Annotated in this window: 13 protein-coding genes; 11 read left to right on the plus strand and 2 right to left on the minus strand. The window is 64.6% G+C overall.

What is annotated here, in order from left to right; genetic code table 11:
• Positions 1–52: 52 nt before the first annotated feature.
• The 3 genes from XI04_RS37645 to XI04_RS37655 all read left to right on the plus strand — a co-directional run bounded on the left by XI04_RS37645 (position 53) and on the right by XI04_RS37655 (position 5005).
• Complete coding sequence (locus XI04_RS37645) at positions 53–1639, plus strand: B12-binding domain-containing radical SAM protein (RefSeq protein ID WP_271609369.1); 1587 nt, start codon at positions 53–55, stop codon at positions 1637–1639.
• A gap of 6 nt (positions 1640–1645) precedes the next feature.
• Positions 1646–2431: an ethanolamine ammonia-lyase subunit EutC gene (gene eutC / locus XI04_RS37650; protein ID WP_095424914.1), complete on the plus strand. Its 786-nt coding sequence runs from the start codon at positions 1646–1648 to the stop codon at positions 2429–2431.
• A 207-nt stretch (positions 2432–2638) separates the two neighbouring features.
• On the plus strand, positions 2639–5005 hold the full coding sequence (locus XI04_RS37655; RefSeq protein ID WP_028143222.1) for an efflux RND transporter permease subunit: 2367 nt from the start codon (positions 2639–2641) through the stop codon (positions 5003–5005).
• Between the two features lie 28 nt (positions 5006–5033).
• On the opposite strand, the gene XI04_RS37660 is transcribed toward XI04_RS37655, so the two are convergent.
• Together XI04_RS37660 and XI04_RS37665 are read right to left on the minus strand one after the other, a co-directional pair.
• The gene (locus tag XI04_RS37660; RefSeq protein ID WP_271609370.1) at positions 5034–5867 is read right to left on the minus strand and encodes a hypothetical protein; all 834 of its coding nucleotides are present in this window, start codon (positions 5865–5867) and stop codon (positions 5034–5036) included.
• Positions 5868–5960: 93 nt separating this feature from the next.
• Entirely contained in the window at positions 5961–6458 is a 498-nt protein-coding gene (locus XI04_RS37665) for a hypothetical protein (RefSeq protein WP_028143220.1), read from the minus strand.
• Between the two features lie 459 nt (positions 6459–6917).
• On the opposite strand from XI04_RS37665, the gene XI04_RS37670 reads away from it, so the two are divergent.
• The 8 genes from XI04_RS37670 (at position 6918) to XI04_RS37705 (ending at position 13949) form a co-directional block, all read left to right on the plus strand.
• The gene (locus XI04_RS37670; RefSeq protein WP_028143219.1) at positions 6918–7151 is read left to right on the plus strand and encodes a hypothetical protein; all 234 of its coding nucleotides are present in this window, start codon (positions 6918–6920) and stop codon (positions 7149–7151) included.
• A gap of 193 nt (positions 7152–7344) precedes the next feature.
• Positions 7345–8229, plus strand: a complete 885-nt coding sequence (hpnC, locus tag XI04_RS37675; RefSeq protein WP_271609371.1) for a squalene synthase HpnC — start codon at positions 7345–7347, stop codon at positions 8227–8229.
• Positions 8219–9058: a presqualene diphosphate synthase HpnD gene (gene hpnD / locus XI04_RS37680; RefSeq protein WP_038971560.1), complete on the plus strand. Its 840-nt coding sequence runs from the start codon at positions 8219–8221 to the stop codon at positions 9056–9058. Before hpnC ends, hpnD begins: the two co-directional genes overlap by 11 nt.
• A complete protein-coding gene (gene hpnE / locus XI04_RS37685) occupies positions 9058–10326 on the plus strand; it encodes a hydroxysqualene dehydroxylase HpnE (protein WP_038971559.1) in 1269 nt (422 codons plus the stop codon). Before hpnD ends, hpnE begins: the two co-directional genes overlap by 1 nt.
• A gap of 51 nt (positions 10327–10377) precedes the next feature.
• A complete protein-coding gene (gene shc, locus XI04_RS37690) occupies positions 10378–12360 on the plus strand; it encodes a squalene--hopene cyclase (RefSeq protein WP_271609372.1) in 1983 nt (660 codons plus the stop codon).
• Positions 12357–13106, plus strand: a complete 750-nt coding sequence (locus tag XI04_RS37695) for a phosphorylase (RefSeq protein ID WP_028143214.1) — start codon at positions 12357–12359, stop codon at positions 13104–13106. Before shc ends, XI04_RS37695 begins: the two co-directional genes overlap by 4 nt.
• A gap of 188 nt (positions 13107–13294) precedes the next feature.
• Positions 13295–13570, plus strand: a complete 276-nt coding sequence (locus XI04_RS37700; protein ID WP_028143213.1) for an AbrB/MazE/SpoVT family DNA-binding domain-containing protein — start codon at positions 13295–13297, stop codon at positions 13568–13570.
• Complete coding sequence (locus XI04_RS37705; RefSeq protein WP_028143212.1) at positions 13557–13949, plus strand: type II toxin-antitoxin system VapC family toxin; 393 nt, start codon at positions 13557–13559, stop codon at positions 13947–13949. The genes XI04_RS37700 and XI04_RS37705 overlap by 14 nt, the downstream gene beginning before the upstream one ends.
• Positions 13950–14828: the final 879 nt, after the last annotated feature.

A 14828-nucleotide genomic window follows, 5' to 3' on the forward strand; every position in this document is an offset into this window, starting at 1 on the left:
GTGTCTGGCTGGCTATTTCCGCAACCAGATCGAGCGTGGCGGGGGAGCTTTGATGCGAGCTGAAAGTAACGGAACGTCGCGGCGGATTCTCTGTGTGTTTCCGCGCTACACCTCGTCGTTCGGGACGTTCGAGCATTCCTATCCCCTGACCGATGGTGTCCGTGCCTTCATGCCGCCGCAGGGGCTGCTGCTGATCTCGGCCTATCTGCCGCAGGATTGGCAGGTCAAATTCGTCGACGAGAACCTGCGTCGCACGACCAGGGAGGAGTTCGAGTGGGCCGAGGTGGTCTTCGTCAGCGGCATGCACATCCAGCGCCAGCAGATGAACGACATCTGCCGCCGCGCTCATGAATTCGATCTGCCGGTCGCGCTCGGCGGTCCCTCCGTCAGCGCCTGTCCCGACTATTATCCGTCCTTCGACTATCTCCATGTCGGCGAGCTCGGCGATGCCACCAACCAGCTGATCGAGATCCTGTCGCGCGACGCCTCTCGCCCCGAAAGCCAGGTGGTGCTCACCACCAAGGACCGCGTGCCGATGACGGAGTTTCCGATCCCGGCCTACGAGCTTGCCGACGTGAAGAAATACATGCTCGGCAGCATCCAGTATTCCAGCGGCTGTCCCTATCAGTGCGAGTTCTGCGACATCCCCGGCCTCTACGGCCGCAATCCACGCCTTAAAGCGCCGGAGCAGATCATCGCCGAGCTCGACCGCCTGCGCGAATGCGGCATGACGGACACGGTCTATTTCGTCGACGACAATTTCATCGGCAACCGCAAGGCGGCGCTGGATCTGCTGCCGCATCTGATCGAATGGCAGAAGCGGACCGGCTACGTGGTGCGGCTCGCCTGCGAGGCGACGCTCAACATCGCCAAGCGGCCCGAGATCCTCGAGAAGATGCGCGAGGCCTATTTCATCACCATCTTCTGCGGAATCGAGACGCCCGATCCCGACGCGCTGAAGGCGATGCAGAAGGACCACAACATGATGGTCCCGATCCTGGAGGGCGTGCGCACCATCAACTCCTACGGCATGGAGGTCGTCTCCGGCATCATCATGGGACTCGACACCGACAAGCCGAATACGTCTGAGGCGCTGCTCGGCTTCGTCGAGGAGTCCCGGATTCCGCTGCTCACGATCAACCTGCTTCAGGCGCTGCCGAAGACGCCGCTGTGGGACCGGCTGGAGCGCGAGGGGCGCCTGGTCGAAGACGACGGCCGCGATTCCAACGTCGACTTCCTGCTGCCCTATGACGAGGTCGTCGCGTCCTGGAAGCACGCGATGGCGGTCGCATATGCGCCCGAGAAGGTCTACGCGCGCTTCCAGTATCAATGCGACCACGTTTATGTTCACCGCCTCAAGGTGCCGACCCCGGACGAGATGAAGACCTGGGCCAACATCAGGCGTGGCCTCGTCATGCTGCGCAACATCTTCTGGAAGGTCGGCGTGCTCGGTGACTACAAGCGCGTGTTCTGGAAGTTCGCGCTGGGGCGCCTCAAGCGCGGCGATGTCGAAGGCCTGATCGGATGCACCCTGATCGCGCACCATCTCATCACCTTTGCGCGCGCGGCCTCCAGCGGCAGGCAGAACGCCTCGAATTACTCGATCCGGCTGCGCGAGGCCGCCGTTCCCGCCGAATGATGCGACATGTCTGATCCGGCCCTGCCGCGCCGTCCGACCCTCGATCTGCGGGCGTTCACGCCCGCGCGCGTGGCGCTCGGGCGCAGCGGCGCTAGCGTGCCGACCAAGGCGCTGCTCGATTTCACGCTCGATCATGCCCGCGCCCGCGATGCCGTGCATGCCGCCTTCGATGCAGCGCGTATGGTCGCCGATCTCGGCGCGCTGGGGCTTGCCGTCACCGAGGTGAGGAGCCAGGCGGTCGACCGCAGGGACTATCTGCGGCGGCCGGATCTGGGACGGCGGCTCGACCCTGGCTCGGCCGAGGTTTTGGCGCGAGCGGCCTCGGCGCCGTGCCGGCTTGCGCTCGTGATTGGCGACGGCCTGTCCGCGGCGGCGGTCCACGCCCATGCGGTGGCCCTGGTGAGGCGCCTGCTGCCGCTGCTCGCGGAAGGGGACGACGTCGCGGTCGGCCATGTCGTCGTCGCGTCAGGCGCGCGCGTCGCGCTCGGCGACGAGATCGGCGCCATTCTCGGTGCGCGCATGGCCTTGATGCTGATCGGCGAGCGGCCGGGCCTGTCGGCGCCCGATAGCCTCGGCGCTTATCTGACCTTTGCGCCGAAGCCCGGCCGCACCGACGCCGAGCGAAATTGCGTGTCCAATATCCATCACGCCGGGTTGAGCTACGACGAGGGCGCCTTCAAGATCGCCTGGCTGGTCCGCGAGGGGCTGGCCCGGCAGGTCAGCGGCGTGGCGCTGAAGGACGAGAGCGCGGACCGCGCGCCGCGTCGAATTGGCACGGCATTGCCCGAATGACGGGCATCCCCGGCCCAGATCGCCACTTCTTGATCGATTCGGCCACACTTCGCCTGCTTGCGAAAAGACCGGTTCACCTGCTAAACCCCTCGCGGCGATTTTCCGCGCATTTTCAAAGGGCAAGCCTCCCATTGGTATGGCGTTTTCAAGCCGTTCGCGGGGCGCAATAAGCTCTCAGCCCGAGCCGATTTAGGAACTGGATAAGGCATGCTCGAAAAGCACAGCGAGAATGAGGTTCATGTCGACAAGGTCGAGCAGGGACCTACGTCCTCGATCGCCTTCGGGCTGGAGCGCATCGGGCTGATCGCCGTCCGGGCGCCGATCGTCTCCTGCATCGTCCTGCTCGTCCTGATCGTCGGAGCCGTGTTCGGCATCCACCGGATCAAGATCGACGATTCGCTGTCGCAGCTGTTTCGCTCCGACAGTCGCGAATTCCATCAATATGAAGAGGTCACGAAGAAGTTCCCGGCCGAGGAATTCGACGTCCTCGTCGTGGTCGAGGGCAAGAACCTGCTGGCCCGGAACAATCTGGAGAAGCTGCGCGACTTCGTCACCGACCTGCAACTGGTCGAAGGCACGCGCGGGTTGGTCTCGCTCTTCTCGGCACGCCAGGCGCCGGCACCGGGCAAGCTGCCGGCGGCGCTGTTTCCGGCCGAACTGCCCGAGGGCGCCGACTACGACAAGTTCATCGAGACCGTCAAAAACAACGAGATCATCCGCGGCAAGCTGTTGTCGGAAGACGGCACGCTGGCGCTGATCGTGCTGTCGCTCGATCCGGAGGTGGTGGCGTCCAGCAAGCTGACCAAGACCGTGGGCGACATCCGCGCCCTGATGAAGGAGGATCTCAGCGACACCGGTCTCAACGTGCAGCTCTCGGGCGTGCCGGTCATGCAGCTTGAGATCCGCAATGCCGTCGAACGCGACGGGCTGACCTACAACATCCTCGGCATTCTCGCCGGCTGCATCATCGCCATCATCTTCTTCCGCAAGATCTCGTTCATGGTCGCCGCGGCGTTTCCGCCGATGATCGCGATCCTGTTGGCGCTCGGCGCGCTCGGCTGGGCCAATTTCAATCTCAACATGTTCCTGAACGTGATGACGCCGCTCATCATGGTCATCAGCTTCTCGGACTCGATGCAGCTCACCTTCGCCGCGCGCGACCGGCTGATCGCGGGCCAGGACAAGTTCACCGCGTTCAAGAACGCGGTGCTGGTGGTGGGCCCGGCCTGCGTGCTGACGCACGGCACCGCCGGCATTTCCTTCATCGCGCTGCAGTTCTCCAACTCGGACCTGATCCGCAAGTTCGGCGAGGCGGGCCTCGCCGCCACCATCATCGCGCTGGTCGCGGTGCTGTCGCTGGTGCCGGTGTTCGGCGTGCTGCTCGTGCGCAACGAGAAGACGTTCGCGGTCAAGTTCCAGAGTGCGGATGCCGGCGTCCAGGCGCTGCGCAATTTCTGCTATTGGATCGCGGTGCGGATGGTGGGCCGGCCCGGCCTGTTCAGCCTGATCGCAGTGCTGTTCGTCGGCGGCCTCGGCGTCATCTACGCCAATCTGGAGCCGCGCTACCGGCTTGCCGACCAGGTGCCGGACAAGCGTCAGGCGGTCGCTGCCAGCAACCGGCTCGACGCCAAGCTCACCGGCGCCAACCCGGTCAATGTGCTGATCCAGTTCCCCAAGGGTGAATCGCTCTATTCGCCGGAGACGCTGCAGACCATCGCGGACGTGCATGCGACCGTGGAGAAGGCGGCCGGTGTCGGCAATGTCTGGTCGGTCGAGACCCTGCGCCGCTGGCTTGCGGAAAAGGCCGGCAGCGCCGACGTCGCGACGCTGAAGGAATATGTCAGCGTAATTCCCGAGCATCTGGTGCGGCGCTTCATTGACGCCGAGCAGGACGCGGTCGTGGTCGCCGGCCGCGTGCCGGACAAGGATTCCAGCCAGCTCCTGCCGATCGTCGACAAGCTCGATGCCGAGCTCGACGCCGTCCGCAAGAAGCATCCGGGCTACGAGGTCGCGGTGACGGGCCTTGCCGCGATCGCGGCGCGCAACTCGGCCAGCATGATCGAGAAGCTGAACCGCGGGCTCACCGTCGAATTCGCGCTGGTCGCGATCTTCATCGGCCTCGCCTTCCGCTCCTGGGTGGTGATGTTCGCCTGCATCCTGCCGGGCATCTTCCCGGTGGTGATGTCGGGAACGGTGCTGTGGGCGATGGGCGAGGGCCTGCAATTCGCCAGCGTCGTCGCGCTTACGGTCTCGTTCGGTCTCGGCCTCAGCGCCACCATCCACTTCCTCAACCGCCTCCGGCTCGAGAGCAAGCCGGGCGTCGGCTCGGCGCTCGCGGTGGAGCGCGCGACCGTGCTGGTCGGCCCGGCGCTGATCCTGACCACGGTGGTGCTGGCCTGCGGCCTCGTCGTCACCGTGTTCTCCGACCTGCCATCGCTGCGGCTGTTCGGCTGGCTCAGCGCCTTCTCGATGGTGATGGCCTTGGTCGCCGACCTCTTCATCCTGCGGCCGACGGCGATGTGGCTGATCAACCTGCACGCCAAGCTGCAGGGGACCGACAAGCCGGCAATCTGAGCGGCGAGGCAGCTAAGGCTGCCCTGCCTCACGCCTCGATCCGGACGATCCCGTACGGATTGAACTTGAAGTCGCTCTCGGCGTAGTCCTGCTCGTGCGAGAGCGTGAGCTTGCGCTCGCGCAGCGTCGCCTCGATGCCGCGCTCCGCCATGGCGTTGGCGATCTCCTCCATCGCCATCACCGCGGACCATTCGTTGCCGCGCGATTTCGCGACGTAAACCTCCGGTAGGCCGACGAGGTGATAGCCGACGGTCTCGTAATAGCTGTTACCGGCGAGCGGGCGCTTGGCGAAGGCAAGGCGGCAGGCCCTGGTGACGGCGGGGGTCATGCTGAGGCCCTGGCTGGTTATGGCGCCCTTGCGCGCCTGATCCATGAGACCTCGCCACCGCGCGATGCCGTGAGCGACGCCGGCGCTCTCGCCCTTCGCCGCGACGGCGCCCGCGTCGAGCATCTCGTCCACGATCTGCAGGGCCGCGGCTGAAAAGGCGGCCGTCTTCTGCTGAGCCATCGGCGGGCCCAGCACGTAGAGGACTGATTTGTGGTTGGCCACGGCCGCTTCGTCGGATGCGGACCATGCCTTCGGGAAGACGCGGTCCCAGCACACCCCGAACGACCGCTCCATGTGCGGATCGGGCTTTGCTTGCGAATGGGTGCGGTCGATCTCGAAGCCTAAATCGGCGATCGTCTCGGCCACCGCCTTCGGCGGTCGCAGCAGGCTTTCATTCTTTCCAAGGAAGCAGAGCACGTGACGCGGCTTCACGGACGAAGGCTGCATGTTCGCTCCCTGCTGATCATAGGCGAAGGCGCGAGTGGCGACGAAGAGCCCGGCGGCCTTGAGCAGATGTCTGCGTATCGGGTCCATCTCGGCAAGTCCGTTCCGGGTGAGTTCATGCCAGCAAAAAGCCCCCGGCTCGCGAGAACCGGGGGCTAATGATTCCATTCACGCTGAACGAAATCAGCCCTTCGTCATCGTGATGTTGACGCCGCGGATCTCGCCCTTTGAGCTGATCTGCACCGTCTGCTTGGTGCCGTTGGTGCGCAGCGACAGATTTGCGGCAAAGCCGTTGGCCTCGACGAACACGTCGATCTGGCCACCGCCGGCGGTGCCCTGGAGATTGCCGAAGATGTTGCGGCTGGACTCGCTCCAATTTCCGGAGATGCGCTCGCCCTGGCTCGTCACGTCGCTGGTGAGGTCGAACTTGTAGCTGTCGGAGGCGCAGTGCAGAGCCTGCTTCAAATTGAGGCCGCTGCCGGCGACCTTGTAGTCGGCCTTGCAGCGAATCCGCTCGGTGGAGCCGTCGGACAGCGACACCGTGCCGGTGCCGGTCCACGCGCCGTCGAAACCGGCAAACGGGCCGGACGACTGAGCGTGGCCTGCCGAAACCGAGAAGAGCAGCGCCGCCCCGATGCCGGCCGCTTTGATTGCCAGTCCAGATCGCCCAAAGAATTTCATCTCAAATATCCCGTTTTGGAACGACGCCCGCTTACGCGTGATAACGTCTCGCCACATCGAAAGTTTAGTGCTCCGAGCCAGTGTCAGGTTCAAAGCCCGGCCGCCAGAGATGGCGGTTCACGACGCCTCTCGCCAGACCCGGCCGGTCGATTTGCCGTGTTTCTGCGTGTTTCCGGCGGGAAAGGCGGGGCGGACAGATGCAGCTCTGCAACAGGTATGCAGTAAAACGCAGTGCTTCCGAATTATGACGTAGTATCAATCTCTTACATCTGCCAATGAAGGCGCAGGGAAGACCTGATTTGGTGGGCGTGGCGCCAATTTGGCCGCATTTGCCAGTGCTTGTGCCTTCTCTGAGGCCGCACCTGTCGCGGCGACTTGCCATCAGAACAATCCGTTCCGGTCCTCCGCCCTGTGCAGTCCGGGTCCGGTGCGATTCTGCCGTCAGAATGAAGGAATACAATGCGTAAGCTTCTCGTCGCTCTCACCCTGCTGTCGGCATCCCTTTCGACGGCGGCCTTTGCCCAGGCAGGGCGCGGCACGGACGCCGAGCAGAAGGCCTGCACGCGCGACGTGCAGAAGTTCTGCCGCCCGGTCATCGACCAGGGCGATTTCACCATCCTGGCCTGCCTCAAGGAGAACCGGGCCAAGATCTCGCAGGCCTGCGACCAGGTCCTGAAGACCCACAACCAGTAAGCTCGGCCACTGGCCCACAAAAGGCGGCCTTCGGGCCGCCTTTTCGGGCCCGATCCGCGGAAGGGCAGCCATCGAGAGACAGGATTGGTTTTGCGGCCGTATTCCCCTATATGGGGGCCGCGGCGGATCGCCGGCATGAGCCCGCGCGAGCGAAGAAGCCCTTCCTGTCCAAACGATTGTAAACCAGCCCTCGATGACCTCTGCGAGCGAATTGCGATCCGGTAAAGGTGACCGCGACGAGAATTTTCCCGTCGCGTCCTGGATCATTCATCCGCGTCATCGCGCCCTGATCCTGGCGTATTACAATTTCGTCCGCACCGCCGACGACATTGCCGATCACGCGACCCTGCCGCCCGATCAGAAGCTCGCTTATCTCGACCTGCTCGAGGCGGAGCTGCTCGGCAAGGGCGACACCCAGGCTGAGGCCGTCATTTTGCGCCGTGCACTGGCCGAGCGCGGCATGGCGCCGCGCCATGCGCTCGACGTGCTCATCGCCTTCCGCATGGACGTGACCAAGCTGCGCTACGAGAACTGGGACGAGGTCATCCACTATTGCCGTTACTCGGCGATGCCCGTCGGCCGCTTCATGCTCGATGTCCACGGCGAGAGCACCTCGGCCTGGGCCGCATCGGATGCGCTCTGTGCAGGCTTGCAGATCAACAATCACCTGCAGGATTGCGGCAAGGATTTTCGCGAGCTCAACCGCGTCTATCTGCCGCGCGATGCACTGGCAGCACACGGTGCTTCGGTCGAGCAGCTCGGGCTGACACAGTCGCCGCCGGCGATGCTGGCCTGCCTGCAGGCGCTGGCCGTGCGCAATGAAGCGCTGCTCGACGAGGGCAGGGCGCTCGCTGCGGAGATCCGGGATTTCCGCCTCGGCGTCGACGTCGCGGTGATCCAGGCCTATGCCGACCGTATCGTGCGCCTCTTGAAGGTGCGCGATCCCCTGCGCGAGCGGGTGCACCTGAACAAATTCGAACTGCTCATCTTCAGCCTTGCCGGAATGATCGGCGAGGTCGGCCGCCGCGCAATTGGACGCAAGGCCATTTCCAGACCGGGGACTGCACATGACGCTTGAGGCGACCTCGCCCGGCGCCAATTATGGCTCGACCGCATCCGGCAGCTCGTTCTACGCCGCGATGCGCATCCTGCCGCATGACCAGCGCGAAGCGATGTTCCAGATCTACAGCTTCTGCCGCCAGGTCGACGACATCGCCGATTCCGACGGTCCGCGCACGGAGCGGCTCGCCGCGCTTCAGGAATGGCGCAACGACATCGACGCGCTCTATCAGGGCAATCCGCCGCCGCGGCTGAAGGACTACGTCGGCTCGGTCAAGACCTTCGGCCTCAAGCGCGAGGATTTCCTCGCCATCGTCGACGGTATGGAGATGGACGTCCCGCAGGACATCCGCGCGCCCGACATGGCGACGCTGGATCTGTATTGCGATCGCGTCGCCAGCGCGGTGGGGCGGCTGTCGGTGCGGGTGTTCGGCCTGCCCGAGGAAGACGGCATCCAGCTCGCCTATCATCTGGGCCGCGCGCTTCAGCTCACCAATATCCTGCGCGACATCGACGAGGACGCTGGCCTCGGCCGGCTCTATCTGCCGCGCGAGGCGCTGCTGCATGCCGGCATCACCTCCGACGATCCGAACCGCGTGATCGCCGAGCGCGCGCTGCCGAAGGTCTGCCTGCCGCTGACGCAGCGTGCGAAGACGCATTTCGAGAAGTCGGACGAGATCATGAACCGCAACAAGCGCCGCACGGTGCGCGCGCCGCGGATCATGTCGAAATACTATCATTCCATTCTGGATCTGCTGATTGCGCGCGGCTTCAACGCGCCGCGCCAGCCGGTGCGTGTGTCGAAGGTCACACGTATCCTGATCCTGCTTCGCTACGCTTTCATCTGATGCAAAAGACAGCTCATATCATCGGTGCCGGAATTTCCGGCCTCTCCGCCGCCGTGCGGCTCGCCAATGCCGGCTTCAAGGTCGCCGTGCACGAGGCGACGCAGCAGGCCGGCGGCCGTTGCCGTTCCTATTTCGACGGCGCCACCAATCTCACCATCGACAACGGCAATCATCTGCTGCTGTCGGGCAACAGCCATGCGCGCGCCTATGCGCGTTCGATCGGCAGCGAGGCCGGCCTCGTCGGCCCTGACAGTGCGCAGTTTCCCTTCGTCGACATCAAGACCGGGCAGCGCTGGCAGATCGATCTCGGCAATGGTCGTCTGCCGACCTGGGTGCTCGACGAAGGCCGCCGCGTGCCCGACACCGGCCTCACCGATTATCTGAAGCTGGCGCCGCTGATCTGGGCGTCGGAAGACACATTGGTCGGCAAATCGATTCCTTGCGAAGGCGTGCTCTATCAGCGTCTGGTGCAGCCGCTGCTGCTCGCGGCGCTCAACGTCGATCCGCCCGAGGGCTCGGCCGGGCTTGCCGGCGCCATCGTGCGCGAGACGCTGCTTGCCGGCGGACAGGCCTGCCGTCCCCTCATCGCGCGCGACGGCCTTAGCGCCGTTCTGATCGAGCCGGCCGTGAAGTTCCTGCAGGAGCGCGGCCACACCGTTCAACTCGGCCATGAGCTGCGGTCCTTCACCAGCACTGACGGCAAGGCCAGCGCGCTGAATTTCGGCGGCGAGGATGTCGTTCAGATCGGGGAGGGCGACGTCGTCGTGATGGCGGTGCCGCCGCGGGCTGCTGCGAGCCTGCTGCCGGGCGTGAAGACGCCGACCGAATATCGCGCCATCGTGAATGCGCATTTCCGGATCACACCGCCGCCGGCTTCGGCGCCCATCCTCGGCGTGATCGGCGGCGTCGTGGAGTGGCTGTTCGCGTTCCCGAACCGGTTCTCGGTGACCATCAGCAACAGCGACCGTCTGGTCGACATGCCGCGTGAGGAACTCGCGCAGACGATCTGGAACGACGTCTGCAAGGCCGGCGGCGTTTCCGGCGAGCTGTCCACTCAATTGCCCCCTTGGCAGATCGTGCGCGAGCGCCGTGCCACATTTGCGGCGACGCCGGCGCAGAATGCCCTGCGTCCGGGGCCGGTCACTGCGCTGAAAAACCTGTTCCTTGCGGGTGATTGGACTGCTACGGGATTGCCTGCAACCATCGAGGGATCGGTCCGGTCCGGTGATCGCGCCGCCGATCTGGTTCTCGCCGCAAAGCGGCCCTGACGGGCAGACGTCCCGGCCAATTTCAATCGACTATCGGAGCAATCGAGCGAGATGGATTCCGTGAACGCGACCAGCCGCGAAGCCCTTCAATCGGGGATCTTGCAATCGGGCATCCTGGAATCGAGCATTGCATCGGCGACGCAGGGCGTCCTCGACTTCCAGCAGGCGGACGGCCATTGGGTGTTCGAGCTCGAGGCCGACTGCACGATTCCGGCCGAATACGTCCTGTTGCGCCACTATCTCGCCGAGCCGGTCGATGCCGTGCTCGAAGCCAAGATCGCCAATTACCTGCGCCGCATTCAGGGCGCCCATGGCGGCTGGCCGCTGGTGCATGACGGCGAGTTCGACATGAGCGCCAGCGTGAAGGCCTATTTCGCGCTGAAGATGATCGGCGATTCCGTCGACGCCCCGCACATGGTGCGCGCGCGCGAGGCGATCCACGCGCGCGGCGGCGCCGTCAACAGCAACGTCTTCACGCGCTTCCTGCTTGCGATGTACGGCGTGGTGAGTTGGCGCGCGGTGCCGGTGCTGCCGATCGAGATCGTGCTGCTGCCGTTCTGGTCGCCGTTCCACCTCAACAAGATCTCATACTGGGCGCGCACCACCATGGTGCCGTTGATGGTGCTCGCAGCGCTGAAGCCGCGCGCGAAGAACCCGAAGGGCGTCGGCATCGACGAGCTGTTCCTGCAGGATCCCCGCTCGATCGGCATGACGGCGAAGGCGCCGCACCAGAGCATGGCCTGGTTTCTGCTGTTTCGGTCGCTCGACGCGATTCTGCGCGTGATCGAGCCGATGTTCCCGAAGGCCTTGCGCAAGCGCGCCATCGATGCGGCGCTCGCCTTCACCGAGGAGCGGCTCAACGGCGAGGACGGCATGGGCGCGATCTACCCGCCCATGGCCAACATCGTCATGATGTACGACGCGCTCGGCAAGGACGAGAACTTCCCGCCGCGCGCGATCACGCGCCGGGGCATCGACAAGCTGCTCGTGATCAAAGACGACGAGGCCTATTGCCAGCCCTGCGTCTCGCCGGTGTGGGACACGACGCTGACGGCGCATGCGCTGCTGGAAGCTGGCGGCGACAAGGCGGTGCCGGCGGCCAAGCAGGGCCTCGACTGGCTGATCCCGAAGCAGGAGCTCGAGGTGAAGGGCGACTGGGCCGTGAAGCGGCCCGACGTGCGTCCGGGCGGCTGGGCCTTCCAGTACAACAACGCGCATTACCCCGATCTCGACGACACCGCCGTGGTGGTGATGTCGATGGACCGCATGCGCCGGGAGCACGGTGCGCCCGGCTACGACGTCGCGATCGACCGGGGACGGGAGTGGATCGAGGGGATGCAGAGCGACGATGGCGGCTGGGCCGCCTTCGACGTCAACAATCTCGAATACTATCTCAACAACATCCCGTTCTCGGACCACGGCGCGCTGCTCGACCCGCCGACCGAGGACGTCACGGCGCGCTGCATCTCGATGCTGGCCCAGCTCGGCGAGACCGAGAAGACCAGCAAGCACGTGGCTGACGGGGTCGCCTATTTGCGGAAGACCCAGCACCCCGAGGGCTCCTGGTACGGCCGCTGGGGCATGAACTTCATCTATGGAACCTGGTCGGTGCTCTGCGCCCTCAACATGGCCGGGGTCGACCGCAAGGACCCCATGATTCGGAAGGCCGCCGGCTGGCTGGCCTCGATCCAGAACGAGGACGGCGGCTGGGGCGAGGACGCCGTCAGCTACCGGCTGGACTACCGGGGATGGGAGGCCGCCCCCTCGACCGCCTCGCAAACGGCATGGGCCTTGCTTGCCCTGATGGCGGCAGGCGAGGTTGATCACCCGGCCGTCGCCCGCGGGGTGGAGTACCTGATTGCAACACAGAACAAAAAAGGACTGTGGGACGAGCAGCGGTACACCGCCACAGGCTTCCCCCGCGTGTTCTATCTGCGGTATCATGGTTACCCAAAGTTCTTTCCGTTGTGGGCACTGGCGCGGTATCGGAACTTGCGGAACACCAACAGCAGGGTGGTAGGGGTCGGAATGTGACTTTGGGGACGGGGGACTATTTTACCGTGGGTAATGCCATCGACCCGCGGCCGATACTGATCGTGACCGGACTGGTTCAGGAGGCCCGCATCGCAGCCGGGCCGGGAATGGCCGTTATTTGTTCATCCAGCAGCCCGACCCAGTTGCGGGCGCTGCTGACGGTGGTGGATCCAGAGACGATTCGCGGCGTGATCTCGTTCGGCGTGGCCGGCGGGCTCGACCCGAGCCTGCGCTCCGGCGACGTCGTGCTGGCGACCGAGGTGCTCGACGGCGATACCCGTTGGGCCGCAGGGCTCTCGCTCGGCGACGATTTGATCGACCGCCTGACCTCGGGCCGCCGCCGCGTGGTGCGTGGCAGCCTCGCCGGTGCCGAGGAAGTGGTCACCAAGCGCGCCTGCAAGGCGGCGCTGCATTCGGAGACCGGGGCTTCTGCCGTCGACATGGAAAGCCACATCGCGGCCGCCTACGCCACTGAAGCCGGGCTGCCCTTTGCCGCGGTTCGCGTCATCAGCGACCCCGCCCACCGCGCGCTGCCGGCGCTCGCCCGCGCCGCGATCAAGCCGAACGGCCAGATCGACCTCGCCGCCGTGCTGCGCGGCATCGTGCGCAATCCCGCGACCCTGCATGCCCTGGTCTCGACCGGCATCGACTTCAACCGCGCGCTGCGGAGCCTGCGGGGCTGCCGGGATTATCTGATCGGCACGGAGCTGATCGAGAGCGAGGTAATGGTGTCGAAGGCGGCCTGAGCGGGGGCTTCGAGCCGAGAATAATGAAAAGGCCCGGTCGCCCGACCGGGCTTTTCTTTTTTGAACCACGAGATCGTCGTCACAGGCGGAGGATCTACTCGATGCGGCCTCCGCACGCGACCTGACAGCTTGAACGTGGGCCCGTCTGCGATTATCTTACATTTGTCTTACATCGGAAAGGTCGGGCAATGGCCGCCAGGGACAAGCTCACGACGATCGTTTCCACCAAAGGCCAGGTCATTCTTCCCAGCTCCGTCCGCCGACGGCGGGAGTGGAAGGCGGGAACGCGGCTTACCGTCGAGGAGACTTCGGAGGGCGTCCTGCTGAAGCCGGCGCCGGCCTTTGATGCGACGCGACCGGAACAGGTGTTCGGGGTCCTGGCTTACCGCGGCAAGCCGAAGACGCTCGAAGAAATGGACGAAAGCGTCCTTGCTGAAGCCAGGCGGCGGCATGATCGCGATTGATACCAACCTGATCGTCCGCTACCTGACCGGAGATCACGCCACCCAATCCGCACGTGCCCGCGCCCTGATCGACGGCGAACGGGTCTTCGTCGCAGCCACGGTGCTGCTCGAAGTCGAGTGGGTGCTGCGAAGCGCGTACGGCTATCAGGCCGCGGACATCGTGCGTGCGCTTCGAGCCTTCGCAGGACTTCCGACCGTGACCGTCGAGGACGGCGCGACGGTCGCGGCGGCACTGGACCTTGCCGAGAGAGCAATGGATTTCGCCGATGCGCTGCATCTGACGAGATCCGGACATTGCGACGCCTTCGTCACGTTCGATCGCAAGCTCGTCAAGGCGGCGAAAGCGGCGGGGCATGCAGGGGTTCGTGAAGCACTGTAGTTGCGGCCATCGTCCGACTGATCGCTCGCGCAATCAAACAATTACGGTGACAGTGCACCAAATTGACGCCGTCCGCTTTGCGCGGCAAGGACGACGGCGTCACAGCGCTTGCGCCGATCCGCGATCGTTTTCCGGAGTTCGCCGATTTGCTGGCAACCGAACCGGAAGCCGATCTGTTCGGCGCCCTGCGTTCAGCGAGAGCATCGGCCGACCGCTTGGAGATAACCGCTTCCTCGCCCGCATCGAGCTCCAGACGGGGCGCGTCCTGAAACCAGCCAAGCGCGGGCCAAAGCCGTCTGTGGAGGAAGACGAATATATTTAGTGCACTGCCACCGTAATTGCGGTCGCCATCCGCAATCGGGCTTTTCTTTTTGATCCACATGGCGACTGGTCCGCCGCGAGGGTGAGTTCGCGGGATGGTTCGAGCCTTTACTAAAACCATCGCGCTGATGTCCGGCCGGGGCCACGCGAGACGTCGGCCAAAACACCGAAATACTGTCTCTACTTCCACGCGAAAATATTCCACTTTCCGAATTTCGGATTTATGGCATCAAGCGGTTGTCCGTGTCTTGCCAGAGGGCGCTTCGCGGTCGTCACGATGCGGGCCGGAGTGCGGTGGACGCGGCAGCGCCGGCGCGAGAGGCGATGACTGGACTGTGTTTTGCTCGACGTGTCAACGAACGAACCGTCTCGACGCGCGTAGCCGATCAGGAGAGCCGGCCCATGACATCCAATGTAACACCAAGAATGAGAGACCTGCCGGCCCAACGTTGCGCATCGACACGCAGCGCGAGACTGAAGACGCAATCATCGAAGATGCCAGCGAAACGGAAGGCAGGAATCGAGATCTCGTTCGCGCCGATGCACTATCGACCTTCC

The sequence above is a fragment of the Bradyrhizobium sp. CCBAU 11430 genome, assembly GCF_028128855.1.
Lineage (GTDB): Bacteria > Pseudomonadota > Alphaproteobacteria > Rhizobiales > Xanthobacteraceae > Bradyrhizobium > Bradyrhizobium ottawaense.